The sequence below is a fragment of the Rhizobacter sp. OV335 genome (genome assembly GCF_900142965.1).
Classification (GTDB): Bacteria; Pseudomonadota; Gammaproteobacteria; order Burkholderiales; family Burkholderiaceae_C; genus Rhizobacter.
Genome location: NZ_FRCQ01000001.1, coordinates 70,901 through 88,001, shown reverse-complemented (window position 1 = coordinate 88,001; position 17,101 = coordinate 70,901). Strand labels below are relative to the sequence as shown.

At 68.8% G+C, this 17,101-nt stretch carries 22 protein-coding genes; 4 read left to right on the top strand and 18 right to left on the bottom strand.

Translation table 11 applies throughout. The annotated features are described in order from the left end of the window. Positions 1–3: 3 nt before the first annotated feature. Positions 4–720 carry an SCO family protein gene (locus tag BUE42_RS00435; protein ID WP_073462131.1) on the bottom strand — a complete coding sequence of 239 codons (717 nt, stop codon included), beginning with the start codon at positions 718–720 and terminating at the stop codon, positions 4–6. Further along, positions 674–1,405 (bottom strand): SURF1 family protein, encoded by a 732-nt coding sequence (locus BUE42_RS00430; RefSeq protein ID WP_073462130.1) that lies wholly within the window; start codon positions 1,403–1,405, stop codon positions 674–676. Before BUE42_RS00430 ends, BUE42_RS00435 begins: the two co-directional genes overlap by 47 nt. Positions 1,406–1,456: 51 nt before the next feature. Between BUE42_RS00430 and BUE42_RS00425 the strand changes: the two genes are divergently transcribed. After that, entirely contained in the window at positions 1,457–1,675 is a 219-nt protein-coding gene (locus BUE42_RS00425) for a twin transmembrane helix small protein (protein WP_056815959.1), read from the top strand. A gap of 53 nt (positions 1,676–1,728) precedes the next feature. Here the strand turns inward: BUE42_RS00425 and BUE42_RS00420 are convergent, their stop codons facing one another. The 8 genes from BUE42_RS00420 to BUE42_RS00390 all read right to left on the bottom strand — a co-directional run bounded on the left by BUE42_RS00420 (position 1,729) and on the right by BUE42_RS00390 (position 8,112). Beyond that, on the bottom strand, positions 1,729–2,613 hold the full coding sequence (locus BUE42_RS00420; protein ID WP_073462129.1) for a cytochrome c oxidase subunit 3: 885 nt from the start codon (positions 2,611–2,613) through the stop codon (positions 1,729–1,731). A 51-nt stretch (positions 2,614–2,664) separates the two neighbouring features. Next, positions 2,665–2,901 (bottom strand): DUF2970 domain-containing protein, encoded by a 237-nt coding sequence (locus BUE42_RS00415; RefSeq protein WP_073462128.1) that lies wholly within the window; start codon positions 2,899–2,901, stop codon positions 2,665–2,667. Next, a complete protein-coding gene (locus BUE42_RS00410) occupies positions 2,898–3,497 on the bottom strand; it encodes a cytochrome c oxidase assembly protein (RefSeq protein WP_073462127.1) in 600 nt (199 codons plus the stop codon). Before BUE42_RS00410 ends, BUE42_RS00415 begins: the two co-directional genes overlap by 4 nt. A 4-nt stretch (positions 3,498–3,501) precedes the next feature. Then, complete coding sequence (locus tag BUE42_RS33575) at positions 3,502–3,612, bottom strand: cytochrome oxidase small assembly protein (protein ID WP_235001999.1); 111 nt, start codon at positions 3,610–3,612, stop codon at positions 3,502–3,504. Beyond that, positions 3,612–5,249 (bottom strand): cytochrome c oxidase subunit I, encoded by a 1,638-nt coding sequence (gene ctaD, locus BUE42_RS00405; protein ID WP_073462126.1) that lies wholly within the window; start codon positions 5,247–5,249, stop codon positions 3,612–3,614. Before ctaD ends, BUE42_RS33575 begins: the two co-directional genes overlap by 1 nt. 26 nt (positions 5,250–5,275) lie before the next feature. Next, on the bottom strand, positions 5,276–6,451 hold the full coding sequence (coxB, locus tag BUE42_RS00400) for a cytochrome c oxidase subunit II (RefSeq protein ID WP_083613806.1): 1,176 nt from the start codon (positions 6,449–6,451) through the stop codon (positions 5,276–5,278). A gap of 39 nt (positions 6,452–6,490) precedes the next feature. After that, positions 6,491–7,054, bottom strand: a complete 564-nt coding sequence (locus BUE42_RS00395) for a DUF2244 domain-containing protein (protein WP_083613774.1) — start codon at positions 7,052–7,054, stop codon at positions 6,491–6,493. Positions 7,055–7,197: 143 nt separating this feature from the next. After that, complete coding sequence (locus tag BUE42_RS00390) at positions 7,198–8,112, bottom strand: class I SAM-dependent methyltransferase (RefSeq protein WP_073462124.1); 915 nt, start codon at positions 8,110–8,112, stop codon at positions 7,198–7,200. A 49-nt stretch (positions 8,113–8,161) separates the two neighbouring features. On the opposite strand from BUE42_RS00390, the gene BUE42_RS00385 reads away from it, so the two are divergent. Beyond that, on the top strand, positions 8,162–8,854 hold the full coding sequence (locus BUE42_RS00385; protein ID WP_073462381.1) for a ComF family protein: 693 nt from the start codon (positions 8,162–8,164) through the stop codon (positions 8,852–8,854). Positions 8,855–8,874: 20 nt separating this feature from the next. Further along, on the top strand, positions 8,875–9,345 hold the full coding sequence (gene trmL, locus BUE42_RS00380; RefSeq protein WP_073462123.1) for a tRNA (uridine(34)/cytosine(34)/5-carboxymethylaminomethyluridine(34)-2'-O)-methyltransferase TrmL: 471 nt from the start codon (positions 8,875–8,877) through the stop codon (positions 9,343–9,345). A 1-nt stretch (position 9,346) separates the two neighbouring features. Here trmL and BUE42_RS00375 read toward each other — a convergent pair whose 3' ends face one another. The 5 genes from BUE42_RS00375 to BUE42_RS00355 form a co-directional block, all read right to left on the bottom strand. Next, positions 9,347–10,324, bottom strand: coding sequence for a Bug family tripartite tricarboxylate transporter substrate binding protein (locus tag BUE42_RS00375; protein WP_073462122.1), 978 nt, complete (start codon positions 10,322–10,324; stop codon positions 9,347–9,349). 4 nt (positions 10,325–10,328) lie between these two features. Further along, positions 10,329–11,315, bottom strand: coding sequence for an NAD(P)H-dependent glycerol-3-phosphate dehydrogenase (locus BUE42_RS00370; protein WP_073462121.1), 987 nt, complete (start codon positions 11,313–11,315; stop codon positions 10,329–10,331). A 13-nt stretch (positions 11,316–11,328) separates the two neighbouring features. Next, positions 11,329–11,793: a protein-export chaperone SecB gene (gene secB, locus BUE42_RS00365; RefSeq protein ID WP_073462120.1), complete on the bottom strand. Its 465-nt coding sequence runs from the start codon at positions 11,791–11,793 to the stop codon at positions 11,329–11,331. Positions 11,794–11,904: 111 nt separating this feature from the next. Beyond that, the gene (gene grxC / locus BUE42_RS00360) at positions 11,905–12,168 is read right to left on the bottom strand and encodes a glutaredoxin 3 (RefSeq protein WP_073462119.1); all 264 of its coding nucleotides are present in this window, start codon (positions 12,166–12,168) and stop codon (positions 11,905–11,907) included. 57 nt (positions 12,169–12,225) lie between these two features. Beyond that, positions 12,226–12,636, bottom strand: coding sequence for a rhodanese-like domain-containing protein (locus BUE42_RS00355; RefSeq protein ID WP_073462118.1), 411 nt, complete (start codon positions 12,634–12,636; stop codon positions 12,226–12,228). A gap of 98 nt (positions 12,637–12,734) precedes the next feature. On the opposite strand from BUE42_RS00355, the gene gpmA reads away from it, so the two are divergent. Continuing rightward, positions 12,735–13,481: a 2,3-diphosphoglycerate-dependent phosphoglycerate mutase gene (gene gpmA, locus BUE42_RS00350; protein ID WP_073462117.1), complete on the top strand. Its 747-nt coding sequence runs from the start codon at positions 12,735–12,737 to the stop codon at positions 13,479–13,481. On the opposite strand, the gene BUE42_RS00345 is transcribed toward gpmA, so the two are convergent. From BUE42_RS00345 to kdgD, 3 genes are all read right to left on the bottom strand, one after another. Then, positions 13,482–14,600, bottom strand: coding sequence for an HD-GYP domain-containing protein (locus tag BUE42_RS00345; protein ID WP_073462116.1), 1,119 nt, complete (start codon positions 14,598–14,600; stop codon positions 13,482–13,484). A gap of 121 nt (positions 14,601–14,721) precedes the next feature. After that, the gene (locus BUE42_RS00340; protein WP_073462115.1) at positions 14,722–16,158 is read right to left on the bottom strand and encodes an aldehyde dehydrogenase family protein; all 1,437 of its coding nucleotides are present in this window, start codon (positions 16,156–16,158) and stop codon (positions 14,722–14,724) included. A gap of 10 nt (positions 16,159–16,168) precedes the next feature. Further along, a complete protein-coding gene (gene kdgD, locus BUE42_RS00335) occupies positions 16,169–17,080 on the bottom strand; it encodes a 5-dehydro-4-deoxyglucarate dehydratase (RefSeq protein WP_073462114.1) in 912 nt (303 codons plus the stop codon). Between the last annotated feature and the right edge of the window lie 21 nt (positions 17,081–17,101).

Below are 17,101 nucleotides of genomic sequence, written 5' to 3'. Positions count from 1 at the left end.
AACTCAGCGTGCCGGGCGGCCGGGCTGGTCCCAGGACGCCGACGCGCGCAGCAACTTCTCGATGTCGCGCTTCAGCTTCGCGGCATCGGGGTTCGGCGGCACCCGCATCATCCACAGCCCCATCGGGTCGACGAGGTAGATGTGCTGCGCAAGCGCCTGCCCCTGGGCCGGTGCGAGCCACGCCGACAGCCGTTCGCGCGAGACGCGCAGCACCGCGGCCGGCGTGCCGATCGAGATCGCCCGCATCACCTCCGGCCGCGGCGTGCCCGCGTCGGTGACGAGCCAGAGCTTGTCGACGCGTTCCTTCTCGCGCCCGAGCGCCTCGCGGATCTGGCGCTGCAGGTAGAGGTGGTCCTCGCAGGTCTTGTCGCAGGCCGCATCGCCGACGACGACGATCAGCCACTGGTCGCGCAGCGCCGCGGCCGCGACCGGCTCGCCGCCCAGCGTGCGCAGCCCGAGCTCGGCTGGGATCGGCCGTCCGGGGGTGATCAGTTCGCTGTAGTTGGTGCGGCCCTCGGGGCGGATCACGAAGTAAGTGACGTACGACGCGATCACCGGCGCGGCACACACCGCCAGCACCAGCAGCATGCGCAGCCGGCCGGCCGCGGTGCGGCGCTGCCCGTCGGCCAGGTCGGGCGACGGCAGCGAATGCACGCTGAAATTCAGCGGCGAGTCAGGCACGGCGCCGGAGCCGGGGGCGGACGAGTTGGAACCAGACATACAAACCTGCCATCAGTGCGCACATCGCGAACCACTGGAACGCGTAACCGTAGTGCTTGTGGATGTCGACCGCGGGGGCCGGCCAGCGGCGCGCAAGGCCGTCGCCGGCTGCGCCCGGGGTGTCCTGCTGCTGCACCGACAAGGGCCGCAACCTGACACCGATCTCCTGCGCAAACGCCGCGGGTTCGAGATTCTGCCGGATGGTAGCGGCCACGCCGCCGGCAAAGTCGAACAGCCGGGCGGGCGGCGGGGCGATCAGGCCGCTCAGCTCGACCTCGCCGGCCGGCGTCGGCACCGCGGGCACGCGGGTGCGGTCGGCCATGTCGCGCGGCGCCCAGCCGCGTTGCACCAGCACCGCATCGCCGCCGGGCAGCAGCAGCGGCGTGACGACGAAGAAGCCCGGGCGGCCGTCCATCTGGCGGTTGTCGAGGTAGACGGTGTTCTGCGCGCGCCACGTGCCGCGCAGGCGCACCGGGCGGTAGTGCTGCAATTCGGCCTGCGCCGCGGTGGTGGCGAGCGACGCGTCGTCGAGCGGTGCCAGGTGGCCACGCTCGTCGAGCGCCGACTGCAGCGCGCGCTTCTGCGCCGCGCGGTCGAGTTGCCACACGCCGAGCCGCGCGGTGACGGCCATGCCGACCAGCGTCGCGAGCAGCACGATCGCTGCCCGCTGGCGGGCGCTGCTCATGCCTCACCCCTGCCGATGGCAAAGGGCTGCGCGGTGGAATAATCGTGGCCCATGAAATACCTGATCGGCGTCGCCTTCGTTCTGATCATCGGTGCGCTCGCGTTCGCCGGGGTCTTCATGATGCGCGACGGCCGCGATGGCAAGCCGAAGAGCGGCAACATGATGCGGGCGCTCGCGGTGCGGGTCGGGCTGTCGGTGCTGCTGTTCGCGATCATCCTGTTCAGCTACTGGATGGGCTGGATCCATCCGACGGGCATTCGCACCGGCTGATGATGACAAATGAAAAGAGCGCCGCGAGGCGCTCTTTTTTCATCGGACGTCGCTCAGAGCCAGTACACGACGATGTACAAGCCCAGCCACACCACGTCGACGAAGTGCCAGTACCACGCGGCGCCTTCGAAGCCGAAATGGCGCTGCGGCGTGAAGTGCCCGCGCTGCAGGCGCAGCGTGATGAACAGCAGCATCAGCATGCCGACGAACACGTGGAAGCCGTGGAAGCCGGTCAGCATGAAGAAGGTCGAGCCGTAGACGCCCGACGACAGCTTCAGGTTCAGCTCGGTGTAGGCGTGGTGGTATTCGTAGCCCTGCAGCGTCAGGAACAGGATGCCCAGCAGCACCGTGACCCACATGAAGCCGATGGTCTTCACGCGGTGGCCGGCGATCAGCGCATGGTGCGCGATCGTCAGCGTGACGCCCGAGCTCAGCAGCAGCGCGGTGTTGATGGTCGGGATCGGCCAGGGGCCCATCGTGCGGAACGGCTCGACCGTGCCGGCCGGTGCGGCCGTCATGCCGATGCCCGAACTCGGCCAGATCGCCTTGAAGTCGGGCCACAGGATCGCGTTGTCGAAGCTGCCGAGGTTGGGCACCGCATGCAGCCGGGCCCAGAACAGCGCGCCGAAGAACGCGCCGAAGAACATCACCTCGGAGAAGATGAACCAGCTCATGCTCCAGCGGTACGAGACGTCGATGCGGTCGCTGTACAGCCCGCTCTCGCTCTCGCCGATGGCGTCGCCGAACCACTGCTTCAGCACGAAGGCCCACCACAGCAGCCCGAACAGCACCAGCCAGGCCGCCCAGCCATGGCCGTTGACCCACTGGCCGCCGCCGAAGATCACCATCAGCAGGCCGAAGGCCGCCATGACCGGATGCCGCGAGGGCGCCGGAACGAAGTAGTGGGGCGCCTGGCCCGAATGCGTCGCTGACGACATGTTTTCTCCTGCTGATTCGATCTGTATGGCTTGTGCCGACTCTTTTGAACTTCAGCCCGCGGCGGCGACACCGCTGGACAACACCCATTGCACCAGCACCACGAGCACGATCACGAACAGCGCGGCGCCGAGGATGCCCGCGATGACCAGGTGCACCGGGTTCAGCTGCTCCACATCCTTCTCGTAGTCGCCCGACTTGCGCACCCCGAAGAACGACCAGGCGACCGCCTTCATCGTCATCAGGAACGAGCCGCGGCGCTTGACCGCGTCTTTCAAGCCATCGCTCATGAGCCCCCCTTCACGGTCGAGGGCTCCTTCGGCGCGGCCGCCACCTTGCCGCCCGCCACCTCGAAGAAGGTGTACGACAAGGTGATGGTCTTCACGTCCTTCGGCAGCTTCGGGTCGATCACGAACACCACCGGCCACTGCTTGGATTCGCCCGGCTGCAGCGTGTGCTCGCTGAAGCAGAAGCACTCGAGCTTGTTGAAGTGCGGCGAGGCCTGCTTGGGCGCATAGCTCGGGATCGCCTGCGCGGTCATCGTGCGGTTCTGCACGTTGCGGAACTCGTACATCACCGTCGCGAGTTCGCCCGGGTGCACGTCGATCGAGCGCCGCATCGACTTGAATTCCCACGGCCCGTGCGCGTTCGCATCGAACTCGACCGTGATGGTGCGGCTCGCATCGACCTGCGTGTTCTTGTGCGTCGCATCCGAATTGCCCGGCACCGCGCGCTCCGACAGCGACAGCACGTTGACGCCGAGCGCCTCGCAGATCGAGCGGTACATCGGCACCATCGCCAAGCCGAAGCCTGCCATCGCGACGGCCACGACGACCAGCTTGCCGGCCATGCGGAGGTTGTCGGTCTTCAGGCCAGGGTCGCTCATGGTGTCAGAGTCCGAAGAACGCTGCCTTGGCCATGAAGCCGATGAAGAAGACGATCGCCACCGAGGCCAGGATCCAGCCCATGCGGCGGTTGTTCTTCTTCTGCTCCGGCGTCATCAGGCGATCACCTTGGTGGCGGCCGCGTTCAGCTTGGGCGGCGTCTCGAAGGTGTGGAACGGCGCCGGCGACGGCACTTCCCACTCGAGGCCTTCGGCGGCTTCCCACGGCTTCTGCGGCGCCTTCTCGCCCTTGCCGCGCATGCACGGCAACACGACGAAGAGGAAGAAGTAGACCTGCATCAGCCCGAACCAGAACGCGCCGATCGACGCGAGCATGTTGAAGTCGGCGAACTGCATCGGGTAGTCGGCATAGCGGCGCGGCATGCCGGCGAGACCCAGGAAGTGCATCGGGAAGAACGTGACGTTGAACGAGATCAGCGAGCCCCAGAAGTGGATCTTGCCGCGCGTCTCGTTGTACATCACGCCGGTCCACTTCGGCACCCAGTAGTAGAAGCCGGCGAACATCGCGTACAGCGAGCCGGCCACCAGCACGTAGTGGAAGTGCGCCACCACGTAGTAGGTGTCCTGCAGCTGGATGTCGACCGGCGCCATCGCCAGGATCAGGCCGGTGAAGCCGCCCATCGTGAACACGAAGATGAAGCCGACCGCGAACAGCATCGGCGTCTCGAAGGTCATCGAGCCGCGCCACATCGTGGCGATCCAGTTGAAGATCTTCACGCCGGTGGGCACCGCGATCAGCATCGTCGCGTACATGAAGAACAGCTGGCCGGTGACCGGCATGCCGGTCGTGAACATGTGGTGGGCCCACACGATGAACGACAGGATCGCGATCGACGCGGTGGCGTACACCATCGAGGTGTAGCCGAACAGGCGCTTGCGGGCGAAGGCCGGCACGATGTGGCTCACGATGCCGAAGGCCGGCAGGATCATGATGTACACCTCGGGGTGGCCGAAGAACCAGAAGATGTGCTGGTACATCACCGGGTCGCCGCCGCCGGCGGGGTTGAAGAAGCTGGTGCCGAAGTGGCGGTCGGTCAGCGTCATCGTGATGGCACCGGCCAGCACCGGCATCACCGCGATCAGCAGGTAGGCGGTGATCAGCCAGGTCCAGCAGAACATCGGCATCTTCATCAGCGTCATGCCGGGGGCGCGCATGTTGAGGATGGTCACGATGATGTTGATCGAGCCCATGATGGAGCTCGCGCCCATGATGTGCATCGCGAAGATGCCGGCGTCCATCGACGGGCCCATCTGCAGCGTCAGCGGCGCATAGAGCGTCCAGCCGGCGGCCGGCGCACCGCCGGGCATGAAGAACGAACCCACCAGCATCAGCGCGGCCGGGATCAGCAGCCAGAAGCTCAGGTTGTTCATGCGCGCGAAGGCCATGTCGGCCGCGCCGATCTGCAGCGGCACCATCCAGTTCGCGAAGCCGACGAAGGCCGGCATGATCGCGCCGAACACCATGATCAGCCCGTGCATCGTCGTCAGCTGGTTGAACAGCTGCGGGTTGACGATCTGCAGCCCCGGCTGGAACAGCTCGGCGCGGATCAGCAGCGCGAGCGTGCCGCCGACGATCAGCATCGTGAACGAGAACAGCAGGTACAGCGTGCCGATGTCCTTGTGGTTGGTCGCGTAGACCCAGCGGCGCCAGCCGTGCGGATGGTGGTGGGCCTCGTCGTCGTGCGCGTCGTGCGCATCGTGGGAATGGCCGTGCGGATCGAGAACTGCGCTCATGGGTAGGTTCCTTTGGGCGGCTTGGCTTATTGCTTGCGCTCAGCGAGCACTTCGGACGGCTGCACGGTCTGGCCGGTCTTGTTCGACCAGTTGTTTTTCGTGTAGGTGATGACCGCGGCGATGTCGGTGTCGGACAGCTGCTTCCACGATGGCATCGCGCCGTTGTTCTGGCCGTTCAGCACCACGTGGATCTGCTTGGTCTTGTCGGCGTCAAGCACGACCGGCGACTTGTCGAGCGGCTTGATCGGGCCGCCGCCGAGGCCGCTGGCCTGGTGGCAGGCGGCGCAGTTGGCGGCATAGACCTTCTCGCCGCGGGCCAGCAGCGCGGGCTGCTCCCAGACCTTGGCCGGATCGTCGGCCAGCGCGGCCATTTCCTTCTTCTTGCCATCGACCCACTTGGTGTAGTCGGCGGCCGAGACCACCTTCACGTGGATCGGCATGTAGGCGTGCTCCTTGCCGCACAGCTCGGCGCACTGGCCGTAGTAGTCGCCGATCTTTTCGGCGCGGAACCAGGTGTCGCGCACGAAGCCGGGGATCGCGTCCTGCTTGATGCCGAACGACGGCACCATGAAGGCGTGGATCACGTCGGTGGCAGTGGTGATCACGCGCACCTTCTTGTCGACCGGCACCACCAGCGGGTTGTCGACCTTCAGCAGGTAGTCGTCGCCCGACGGCTTGCCGGAATCGGACATCTCGCGCTGCGTCACGTCGAGCGTCGAGACGAAGCCGATGCCCTCGCCTTCGCCCTTCAGGTAGTCGTAGCCCCACTTCCACTGGATGCCGGTGGCCTTGATGGTCAGGTCGGCGGCGCTGGTGTCCTTCATCGCGACCACCACCTTGGTGGCGGGCAGCGCCATCAGGATCACGATGACGAACGGCACGATGGTCCAGATGATCTCGACCGTGGTGCTCTCGTGGAAGTTGGCCGGCTTGGCGCCCTTGCTCTTGCGGTGCATGATGATCGAATAGAACATCACGCCGAACACGCCGAGGAAGATCACCACGCAGATGATCAGCACGAAATAGTGCAGCCAGCGCTGCTCGGCGGCGATCGCGGTGACCGGCGGATGCAGGTCCAGCTGGTTGACGGCCGGCCCTCCCGGCAGGCTGTTGACGGCCATGGCAGCCGATGTGGCCAACGCGGCGCCCAGGCCAAGGCTGATCTGTCCCGCCCGCTGCCAAAGTGTTTTCGTCTGCTTCATCATGGTCGTTTCAGTTATCCCAAAATCACACCGGAAAAATCACACCGGAGACAGCCGCGCCGCCCCTTGTTGCCAGCGCCGCAGCGCATGGCGCAACTCTTGCGCCAGCTGGCTGCGCAACTCGGGCCGCACGAAGCGCCCCACCGCAATCCGACGCCCCTGGCCCGACAACTCGATCAGCGACTGGTCGCCATGCGCCGGCTCCACCCGCACCCAGGCGGGCTGGAACTCCACCCGCTCGACCTGCTGTCCGTTCGCGACCTCCACCGTCAGCCGGTCATTGCGCAGCACGATGCTCTCGCTGTCGGTCGCGTGGCGTGCATACACCCACAGCGCCAGGCCGACGGCCGACAGCTCGATCCAGGCGAAGGTCATGATCATTCGCGCCCCCTGGAACCAGAACATCGCGGCAATGCCCAGCGACAGGACGCACAACGACAGGTAGAACGCGAGCAACTGCCTGGGCGCCATCGAGCAGTTGCGCTTCAGCAGCCAGTCGATCGACCAGCCGGCCGGGCCACCCTCCCCGCGGGATTCGTGACCGAAGCGAAACTCTGCCCGGGGTGCCGAGGGCTGCCACGCCGCCGACGAGCTTGTGGACATACTGCGCCTTCTCCAGTTGCCTCCAGAGATCTGTTCTTCGACGGTCCCGTCCGACCCGCGCTGCCGCACCCTGGCCGCGCACCCCGGACGAAACCGCATTTTTCAAGCCCGCGAGTTTAGCGCAGGCGGCCGCTGCAAGCCCCTCAGCGCGAACCCTGTCGCGCGCGCACCAACGCACGCATGTCGTCCAGCGACACCGTCGTCTGCGCGGCCAGCGGCACGCGCGGCGGCGCCTTGAACGCATGGCCGTAGGCCACTTCGAAGGTCATCGAGATGCGCCCGTCCGGCCCCGCCAGGCCCTGCAGCGCGGCCAGCAGGCGCGCGCGCCAGCGCGGCGTGCGCAGGCCGGCGAAGCGCTGCGGCGCTGCATTGCCGCCCAGGCTGCGCAGCTCGGCGAGCAGCGCCTGCGGGTCAGCCCAGGTCAGCGTGATCAGCTCCTGGTCCATCACCGGATCGGCGAAACCGGCCTGTACCAGCATGTCGCCCAGGTCGTGCATGTCGACGAAATCGGCGGCCGGCGCCGGCCAGCCGAGCTGGCGGTACAGCGCGCGCAGCTCCTTCAGCGTGTCGGGGCCGAAGCACGAGAACATCGCGAAGCCGTCGACCGCCAGCGCGCGCTGCCACTGGCCGAGCACCACCGGCGGGTCGAACACCGCCTGCAGCATCATGTTGGCCCAGACCAGCTGCACGCTGCCGGGCTCGACCTGGTCGGCGGACAAGACCGTGACGGGTGCGCCGCTCCAGCGCTTCGGCGACCACCACGGCGCCTTCGCGAGCTCGGCGCTGCGCTCGCGCAGCGCCGGCGTCGGCTCGATCGCGATGCGGCGCGCCTGCGGGTAGGCGCGTGCCAGGTGCTCGGCGCCGGCACCGCCGAAGCTCCACCAGTCGGCGATCGCCTCCGGCTGCTTGCGCACGATCGACAGCCGCTCGGCCATGCGCCGCGCGATCTCGCCGTGCAGCCAGGGCGCCTGCGGCGCGCCGGCCAGGCGGCGCAGCGCCTGCACGACGACCGCGCGGTCGAAGTGCCGCGAGGTGCCGGCCGAAGGGGAATCGCTCATCGGCGGGCAGTATATTGAGCCGGTGATCTTCTCGCGCCTGCTCCGCCACATGCCCTCGCTGTGCGCGGTGTGCCAAGGTTGGGATGCCGGCGCCGCGGCCCGGGTGTGCCGGGCCTGCGTGCAGCGCTTCGCCGACACCGCGCCGCGCTGCAGCCGCTGTGCGCTGGAGGTGCCGGCGGGCGTCGCGGCCTGCGGTGCCTGCGTGCTGGCGCCGCCGCCGTTCGACGCCGCCTTTGCCGGCACCGGCTATGCGCACCCGTGGTCCGGGCTGGTCGCGCGCTTCAAGTTCAACGGCGCGCTCGACCTGGCCGACGCGCTGGCCGCGCGCATTCACGCGGCACGGCAGCGCGATGCGGCGCCGTGGCCGCAACTGCTGCTGCCGGTGCCGCTGGCGGTCGAACGCCTGCGCGAGCGCGGCTTCAACCAGGCCTGGGAGCTGGCACGGCGGCTCGCCGCCGGCGGCCCGGCACGCGCCGATGCCGGGCTGCTGCTGCGGGTGCGCGCGACCGCGCACCAGCTCGACCTGCCGCCGGACCGGCGAGCGGCGAATGTGCGCGGGGCGTTCGCGGTCGAGCCGCTGCGGCGCGCCGAACTGGCGGGCCGGCAGGTCGCGCTGGTCGACGACGTGATGACCAGCGGCGCGACGCTGGCCGAGCTGGCGCGGGTGCTGAAGCAGGCCGGCGTCGCGCGCGTCGAGGCCTGGGTCGTCGCGCGCACGCCTCGCCCCACGACGAGTGCCTGAGGCCCGCGACAATCGCGCCCATGTTCAACATCGTCCTCGTCCACCCGGAGATCCCGCCGAACACCGGCAATGTGATCCGGCTCGCGGCCAACACCGGCTGCGCGCTGCACCTGATCCAACCGCTCGGCTTCTCGATGGAGGACCGGCTGCTGCGGCGCGCCGGGCTGGACTATCACGAGTTCGCGCCGGTGCGGCGGCATGCCGACTGGCAGGCCTTCGTCGACGCCACGCAGCCGGACCCGGCACGCCTGTTCGCGTTCACGACGCGCGGCAGCCGGCCGTTCGCCGAGGTGGCATGGCAGGCCGGCGACTGGCTGGTCTTCGGCTCCGAAACCGCGGGACTTCCCACCGAACTGCGCGATGGTTTCCCGACGGAGCAACGCGTGCGACTGCCGCTGCGCGCGGGTCAACGCAGCCTGAACCTCAGCAATGCGGTCGCCGTGGCGGTGTTCGAGGCGTGGCGGCAAAACGGCTACGCCGACGGCGCCTGACCTACTCCGGTTGCACGCCGGCCGCCTTGATGACCTTGGCCCAGCGCTCGCGCTCGGTCTTCATCAGGCTGGCCAAGGCCTCCGGCGCCGTGCCCGCCGCGCTGAAGTACTGCCCGAGGATCTTGCCGCGCACGTCGTCGGTCTTGATGATGCGCACCAGCTCCGCCGACACCCGGTCGATCACGCCCTGCGGCGTGCGGGCCGGCGCGAGCACCGCCTGCCACGAGATCGCCTCGAAGCCGGCGTAGCCCTGCTCGACGAAGGTCGGCATGTCGGGCAACGCACCGAAACGGCCGAGCGTCGTGACGCCCAGTGCCTTCAGCTTGCCGGCCTTCACCTGGCCGATCGCGATGCCGGGCACCATGAAGCCGGCCTGCACCTGGCCGCCCAGGATCGCGTTGACCACCTGCGGGAAGCCCTGGTACGGCACGTGCACGATGTCGAGTCCGGCGCGCGCCTTGAACGATTCCATCGCCAGGTGCGCCGCGCTGCCGTTGCCGACGCTGCCGTAGTTCAGCTGGCCCTTCTTCTGCTTCGCGACGCGCACGAAATCGGCCAGCGTGTCGACGCCGAGCCTCGGGTCGACCACCAGCACGTTCGGCGAGGTCGCGACCAGCGTCACCGGCACCAGGTCTTTCAGCGGGTCGTAGCCGAGCGATTTCGACAGCAGCGGCGCGGTCACCAGCGGCCCCTGGATCGTGAACAGGAAGGTGTAGCCGTCGGGCTCGGCCTTCGCGACCAGGCCGGTGCCGAGGTTGCCGCCGGCGCCGGGCTTGTTGTCGACCACGATCGGCTGGCCGAGGGCCTGCGCGAGCGGCTCGGCCACCAGCCTCGCGATGATGTCCGGCGAGCTGCCGGGCGGGAACGGCACGACCAGCCGGATCGGGCGAGCGGGCCAGGCCTGGGCACGCGCCGGCAGTGCGCCCGACAGGGCGGCGGCCACGCCGGCCGCCAGGACATCGCGACGTTGCAGGCTCATCGGTTCAGCTTTCAGGACGCGCGTCGCGCCCCATCAGGAGGCGCATCGATTGCTCGGGGGTTCCGCGCCCTTCGAGCACGTTGACCACCGCTTCGGTGATCGGCATGTCGACCGAACGCGCACGCGCGCGCCGCAGCACGGTCGCGGCGCAGGCCACGCCTTCGGCCACGTGGCCGAGTTCGACCAGGATCCTCGACAGCGGCAGCCCTTCGGCCAGCAGCAGCCCGACCTTGCGGTTGCGCGACAGGTCGCCGGTGGCGGTGAGCACCAGGTCGCCAAGGCCGGACAGGCCCATGAAGGTGTCGGGCCGCGCACCGAGCGCGACGCCCAGCCGCGTGATCTCGGCCAGCCCGCGCGTGATCAGCGCGGCCCGCGCATTGAGGCCGAGCTCCATGCCGTCGGCGATGCCGGTGGCGATCGCCATCACGTTCTTCACCGCGCCACCGACCTCGACGCCCACCAGGTCGCTGGAGGTGTAGATGCGCAGGTTTTCGGTGTGCAGCGCCGCCACGGCCTGCTCGCAGAGTTCGGCATCGGCGCTCGCGGCCACCAGGGCCGTCGGCCGGCCGAGCGCGGCCTCGAGCGCGAAGCTCGGGCCCGACAGCACGCCGACGCGGCGATCGGTCGGCCGCACCGCGCGCGCGACCTCGTGGCCGAGCCAGCCGGTGCCATCCTGGAAGCCCTTGCACAGCCACAGCACGCCGCTCGCGTCGGCCGGCAGGCGGCGCAACACCTCGGCGAGGCCCGCCATCGGTGTCGCGATGATGATCAGGCCGCCGCGCGCGTGCTCGACGCAGCTGTCGAAATCGGACGACACCACCAGCGCTGGAGGCAGCGCGATGCCCGGCAGGTAGAGCAGGTTCTCGCCGCGCGTCTGCAGGCGCTCGCACTGCTGCGGATCGCGCACCCACAGGCGGGTGTCGTGGCGCATCGAGCTGCTCACGGCGAGCGCCGTGCCCCACGCGCCTGCCCCGAGGACGGCGAGCTTCACCGCGATCCGTGCGTCAGTTGAGGGACGGCGTCGCGGCGCCGTTCGCGGCCTGCTGCTGTTGCTGCGCCTCGAACATCGCCTGGAAGTTCACCTCGGCCAGCAGCACCGGCGGGAAGCCGGCACGCGTGCAGATGTCGGAGACGACGGCGCGCAGGTACGGGTAGATGATCTGCGGGCAGGCGATGCCGATGATCGGCTGCAGCTGGTCTTCGGGGATGTTGCGGATCTCGAAGATGCCGGCCTGCTTGGCCTCGACCAGGAACAGCGTCTTGTCGTTGACCTTGGTGGTGACGGTGGCGGTGACGCTCACTTCGTAGACGCCGTCGGCGACCGGCTCGGCCGCCAGGCCGAGGTTGATGTCGACCTGGGGCTGCGTCTGCTCCAGCAGGATCTGCGGCGAGTTCGGCTGCTCGAGCGACATGTCCTTCAGGTACAGGCGCTGGATCTGGAACACGGGGGTTTGAGTGTCGTCGGACATGGTGTTCTCGCGATTGACGAAGACGAGTGAAAAAAGCCCGCGAGCGGGATGTGCGGGCTGCGGCGCGGATTATGTCCGAGGCGCCAGGGGCGAATTGAAACGCCTGGTGTGTCAGGCGGCGGCGGACAGCAGCGGCGTCAGGCCGCCGCGCTGATCGAGCGCGATCAGGTCGTCGCAGCCGCCGACGTGCGTGCTGCCGATGAAGATCTGCGGCACGGTGCGGCGCCCGGTGCGCTCGATCATCTCGTCGCGCAGCCCGGGCTGCAGATCGACGCGCACTTCGTCGATCTGGTCGACGCCGCGCGACTTCAGCAGCTGCTTCGCACGGTGGCAGTAGGGGCACACCATCGAGGTGTACATCTTCACGGCTTGCATCGCTTCGCTCCAACGACGGGCCTGCGTGGCACAGGCCCTGGATCCCTCAGGTCGACCTCAGGCCGATTTCTCGACCGGCAGGCTCGCTTCGCGCCACGCCTTCAGGCCACCGGCCAGTGCGCGAGCATTCTCGTAGCCTGCCTTGCGAAGGATACCGATCGCGCGGGTGGCGCGTGCGCCGCTCGCGCACACCACCACGAGGGGCAAGGCCTTGTTCTTGGGCAGCGCGTTCGAGGTCTCGATCTGTGCCAGCGGCACGTTCTTCGCGCCGGCAGGGTGACCGGCGGCGAACTCCGCGGGCTCGCTGACGTCGATCAGCACGCCCTTTTCACGGTTGATCAGGTGCACCGCGTCGACGGTGGACAGCGACCCGCCCTGCGTGCCGCGCCGAACCGTCGGCCACAGCAGCAAACCGCCGGACACCAGGGCCACCGCGAACAGGTACCAATTGTCGAGAAGGAATTTCACAGGCGTGGCCCAAGGGTTGGAAGCAAACGCGAATTATAGAATTCGGCGGTATGCCTCCCCGGGGCCGCGCCCCGCCCGCCCCACAACCACTGCCTGCCATGTACAAACTCGTGCTGATCCGCCACGGCGAATCGACCTGGAACCTGGAAAACCGCTTCACCGGCTGGACCGACGTCGACCTGACGCCGACCGGCGTCGAGCAGGCCAAGCAGGCCGGCCGGCTGCTGAAGGCCGAGGGCTACGACTTCGACGTGGCCTACACCTCGGTGCTGAAGCGCGCGGTCTGGACGCTGTGGCACGCGCTCGACCAGATGGACCGCACCTGGCTGCCGGTGGTGCACAGCTGGCGCCTCAACGAGCGCCACTACGGTTCGCTGCAGGGGCTCAACAAGGCCGACATGGCCAAGCAGTACGGCGACGAGCAGGTGCTGATCTGGCGCCGCAGCTACGACACGCCGCCGCCGGCGCTCGATGCCACCGACCCGCGCGGCCAGCGCCAGGACATCCGCTACGCGAAGCTGCGTCCCGAAGATGTGCCGCTGACCGAATGCCTGAAGGACACCGTCACGCGCGTGCTGCCGTTCTGGAACGACAGCATCGCGCCGGCCATCAAGGCGGGCAAGCGCATCGTGATCGCCGCGCACGGCAACAGCATCCGCGCGCTGGTGAAGTACCTCGACGGCATCGCCGATGCCGACATCGTCGGCGTCAACATCCCGAACGGCATCCCGCTCGTCTACGAACTCGACGAGAACCTGAAGCCGATCAAGAGCTACTACCTGGGCGACGCCGAGGCCGCGGCAGCCGCGGCGGCTGCCGTCGCCAACCAGGGCAAGAAGGCCTGATCAGGCCGGCAGCCCGTACAGCCGCTCCGGCAGCAGCCGCGCCGCGAGCGACTTGTCGGGCAGCGCCGCGACGATCGCGAATTCCTGGCACGCGGTGTCGCGCCGCGTCGTGTGCACCACCGGCATGCCGCTGCGGTCGGTGATGCTGGCAGCGATCGGCGTGCTGGCGCTGTCGCCGCGCCGCACCACCACCGCGCGCTCGCCGCTCTTCAGCTGCACGAACTCGCCCGGCGGATAGATGCCCAGCTCCTTGATGATGGCCATCGCGAGCGGGCCACCGCCGTCTTCGCGGAACACATGCCGTGCGGCCTCCTGCGCGCTGATGGCGGGTCGGCTGCCACGTGGCGAGATGCGCGCCATGAAGACATCGGCCAGCCGCAAGGCCCACGCCATCTCGCACGGGTCGCGCAACCCGCCCGGGTAGCCGCGCCCACCCGGGCATTCATGGTGCTCGGCCACCGCCTGCAGCCACTCGGCATCGTCGATGCCGGCCGCTTCCAGCAGCTCGACCGCCTGCTGCGGGTGCTGCGCCACCAGCTCCAGCTGCGGCGGCATCGCCGGCACGCCCTGGGCGGCCAGGCGGCCCTGCAGGTCGAGCATCGCGATGTTCATCGTCAGCGCCGCCTTCACGAGGCTCTGCGTGCGCGCGGCGCTCCAGCCGAGGCGGCGCGCCATCAGGCAGCACAGCAGCGCGGTGTGCAGCGAGTGCGTGAGGCCGTACAGCATCATGCGCGGCCTGTCCTTGCGCACCGACAGGAAGATGCCGATGTCGGGGTCGCGCTCGATCAACGCGACAAGACTCGCCGCGAACTCGTCGATGCGCGCCGGAAAGCCCCGGTCGGCCAGGCTTTTCAGCAGCAGGTCGAGCCGCCACAGCGTCTTTTCCCACTGGTCGAACAGGTTGGGCGGCCGTGCATCCCGGGGTTGCGCCGCACGTGCCGCGGCCTTGACCTCTCTCAGGTCGACACAGGCACCACGCCGCAGCAGCGCCTGCACCTGATCGTCGTCGACCACCACATGGCCGCGGGCCAGCAGCAGCACGCCGGCCTCGTCCCGCACGCCCCAGGGCAGCGGGGCCCCCAGGCGGACCTGGGATTGCACCAATCTGAGCAGTTCCATCTCTCGACCTCCACGCAGCCCTCGCGGTGCGGAGGCACCGGGGCATGCGGGGATGTCGACACCGCCAGCAAGGGCGGCAAGGGAACATGCGTCACCTCCCGGTGCGCATGCTCCCGCCCGGTCAGACGCCGGTGTAGGCCGTCTTCACGATGGTGTAGAACTCGCGGGCATAGCTGCCCTGCTCGCGCGGGCCGTAGCTCGATCCCTTGCGGCCGCCGAACGGCACGTGGTAGTCGACGCCGGCGGTCGGCAGGTTGACCATCACCATGCCGACCTGCGCGTGGCGCTTGAAATGCGTCGCGTACTTCAGCGAGCTGGTCGCGATGCCGGCCGACAGGCCGAACGGCGTGTCGTTGCTCACCGCGAGCGCCTCGTCGTAGTCCTTCACGCGGATCACCGACGCCACCGGGCCGAAGATCTCCTCGCGGTTGATCGTCATGGCTTGCGTCGAATCGACGATCAGCGCCGGTGCGAGGAAGAAGCCGTCGGTTTCGGCCTTCACCCGCTGGCCGCCCGCCAGCAGGCGCGCGCCCTCGGCCTGGCCGAGCTCGATGTAGCGCTCGTCCTGCTCGAGCTGCGCCTTCGAGACCACCGGGCCGATGTCGATGCCGGCGCCCAGCGCATGGCCGACCTTCAGGCCGCGCACGCGTTCGGCCAGCGCCTCGACGAAGCGGTCGTGGATGCCGGCGGTCACGATCAGCCGGCTCGACGCGGTGCAGCGCTGACCGGTCGAGAAGAACGCGCTCTGCGCGCACAGCTCGACCGCCTGCTTCAGGTCGGCATCGTCGAGCACGATCTGCGGGTTCTTGCCGCCCATCTCGAGCTGCACCTTCGCGCCGCGCGCGACCGCGGCCTGCGCAACCTGCTTGCCCACGCTCTGCGAACCGGTGAAGCTGATCGCATCGATGCCCGGGTGGTCGACGATGGCCTGCCCGACCTCGCGGCCGGCGCCCATCACCAGGTTGAACACGCCCGCCGGCAGGCCGGCGCGCGTGATGATCTCGGCCAGCGCCCAGGCCGAGCCCGGCACCAGGTCGGCGGGCTTGAACACCACGCAGTTGCCGAAAGCGAGCGCCGGCGCGATCTTCCACGCGGGAATCGCGATCGGGAAATTCCACGGGCTGATGATGCCGACCACACCGACCGGCTCGCGCGTGATCTCGATGCCGATGTTCGGCCGCACCGACGGCAGCAACTCGCCCGGCGTGCGCAGGCATTCGCCGGCGAAGAACTTGAAGATGTTGCCGGCACGCGCGGCTTCGCCGATGCCTTCCGGCTTGGTCTTGCCTTCCTCGCGCGCGAGCAGCGTGCCGAGTTCTTCGCGGCGCGCGAGGATCTCGTTGCCGATGCGGTCGAGCGCGTCGGCGCGGGCCTGCACGTTGAAGAGTGCCCAGGCGGGCGCCGCGGCACGGGCGGCCTGCACCGCTTCACCGACCTGCGCGGCGGTCGCGCTCGCGAACAGGCCGACGGTGTCGGCAAGATCCGACGGGTTGATATTCGGCACGAAGCGCGAACCGGCGACCCAGGCGCCGTTGATGTAGTTCAGGTGTTCGCTCATCGCGTGCTCCTTACTGCGGGCCGAGGCGCTTGATCAGCGCGGACAGCATCTCGACTTCTTCACCCGTCAGGTCCGTCAGCGGCGGGCGCACCGGCCCGGCCGGGTGGCCGACCAGCGTCGCGCCGGCCTTGATGATGCTGACCGCGTAGCCCGCCTGGCGGTTGCGGATGTCGAGGTAGGGCAGGAAGAAGTCGTCGATCAGGCGGCTCTGCGTCGCCCGGTCGTCGGCCGCGACGGCACGGTAGAAATCCATCGCGGTCTTCGGCACGAAATTGAACACCGCCGACGAGTACACCGGCACGCCCAGCGCCTTGTAGGCCGCGGCATAGACCTCCGCGGTCGGCAGGCCGCCCAGGTAGGCGAAACGATCGCCCAGCTTCTGGCGCACCGTCACCATCGCCTCGATCTCGCCGACGCCGTCCTTGAAGCCCACCAGGTTCGGGCAGCGGTCGGCCAGCTGCTGCAGGCTGGCCGCGCTGAGCTTGCACACCGCGCGGTTGTAGACGATCACGCCGATCTTCACCGACTTGCACACCGCCTCGACGTGCGCGACCAGCCCGGCCTGGCCGGCTTCGGTCAGGTAGTGCGGCAGCAGCAGCAGGCCCTTGGCACCCAGGCGCTCGGCCTCTTGCGCCATCGCGATCGCCTGGCGGGTCGGGCCGCCGACGCCGGCGATGATCGGCACGCTGTGCTTGCAGGTGTCGACCGCCACCTTGATGACCTGGCCGTATTCCTCGCCGACCAGCGAGAAGAACTCGCCGGTGCCGCCGGCCGCGAACAGCGCGGTCGCGCCATAGGGCGCCAGCCACTCGAGCCGCTTCGCATAGGTCGACGGCTTGAAGTTGCCCTCGGCGTCGAAGTCCGTCACCGGGAAGGACAGCAGGCCGGACGAAATGGTGGTTTTGAGTTCCTGGGGTGACATGCGCGTCTCCAATGAAGTTCT

Coding starts and splice junctions, on each gene's coding strand:
- BUE42_RS00425 (WP_056815959.1), top strand. CDS start 1,457: ATGAAATACCTGATCGGCGTCGCCTTCGTTCTGATCATCGGTGCGCTC.
- grxC (WP_073462119.1), bottom strand. CDS start 12,168: ATGCAAGCCGTGAAGATGTACACCTCGATGGTGTGCCCCTACTGCCAC.
- secB (WP_073462120.1), bottom strand. CDS start 11,793: ATGTCCGACGACACTCAAACCCCCGTGTTCCAGATCCAGCGCCTGTAC.
- BUE42_RS00390 (WP_073462124.1), bottom strand. CDS start 8,112: ATGAGCGATTCCCCTTCGGCCGGCACCTCGCGGCACTTCGACCGCGCG.
- BUE42_RS00420 (WP_073462129.1), bottom strand. CDS start 2,613: ATGTCGTCAGCGACGCATTCGGGCCAGGCGCCCCACTACTTCGTTCCG.
- kdgD (WP_073462114.1), bottom strand. CDS start 17,080: ATGTCACCCCAGGAACTCAAAACCACCATTTCGTCCGGCCTGCTGTCC.
- BUE42_RS00340 (WP_073462115.1), bottom strand. CDS start 16,158: ATGAGCGAACACCTGAACTACATCAACGGCGCCTGGGTCGCCGGTTCG.
- gpmA (WP_073462117.1), top strand. CDS start 12,735: ATGTACAAACTCGTGCTGATCCGCCACGGCGAATCGACCTGGAACCTG.
- BUE42_RS00435 (WP_073462131.1), bottom strand. CDS start 720: ATGTCTGGTTCCAACTCGTCCGCCCCCGGCTCCGGCGCCGTGCCTGAC.
- coxB (WP_083613806.1), bottom strand. CDS start 6,451: ATGAAGCAGACGAAAACACTTTGGCAGCGGGCGGGACAGATCAGCCTT.
- BUE42_RS00345 (WP_073462116.1), bottom strand. CDS start 14,600: ATGGAACTGCTCAGATTGGTGCAATCCCAGGTCCGCCTGGGGGCCCCG.
- BUE42_RS00410 (WP_073462127.1), bottom strand. CDS start 3,497: ATGAGCGACCCTGGCCTGAAGACCGACAACCTCCGCATGGCCGGCAAG.
- BUE42_RS00395 (WP_083613774.1), bottom strand. CDS start 7,054: ATGTCCACAAGCTCGTCGGCGGCGTGGCAGCCCTCGGCACCCCGGGCA.
- ctaD (WP_073462126.1), bottom strand. CDS start 5,249: ATGAGCGCAGTTCTCGATCCGCACGGCCATTCCCACGATGCGCACGAC.
- BUE42_RS00385 (WP_073462381.1), top strand. CDS start 8,162: ATGCCCTCGCTGTGCGCGGTGTGCCAAGGTTGGGATGCCGGCGCCGCG.
- BUE42_RS33575 (WP_235001999.1), bottom strand. CDS start 3,612: ATGACGCCGGAGCAGAAGAAGAACAACCGCCGCATGGGCTGGATCCTG.
- BUE42_RS00415 (WP_073462128.1), bottom strand. CDS start 2,901: ATGAGCGATGGCTTGAAAGACGCGGTCAAGCGCCGCGGCTCGTTCCTG.
- trmL (WP_073462123.1), top strand. CDS start 8,875: ATGTTCAACATCGTCCTCGTCCACCCGGAGATCCCGCCGAACACCGGC.
- BUE42_RS00375 (WP_073462122.1), bottom strand. CDS start 10,324: ATGAGCCTGCAACGTCGCGATGTCCTGGCGGCCGGCGTGGCCGCCGCC.
- BUE42_RS00430 (WP_073462130.1), bottom strand. CDS start 1,405: ATGAGCAGCGCCCGCCAGCGGGCAGCGATCGTGCTGCTCGCGACGCTG.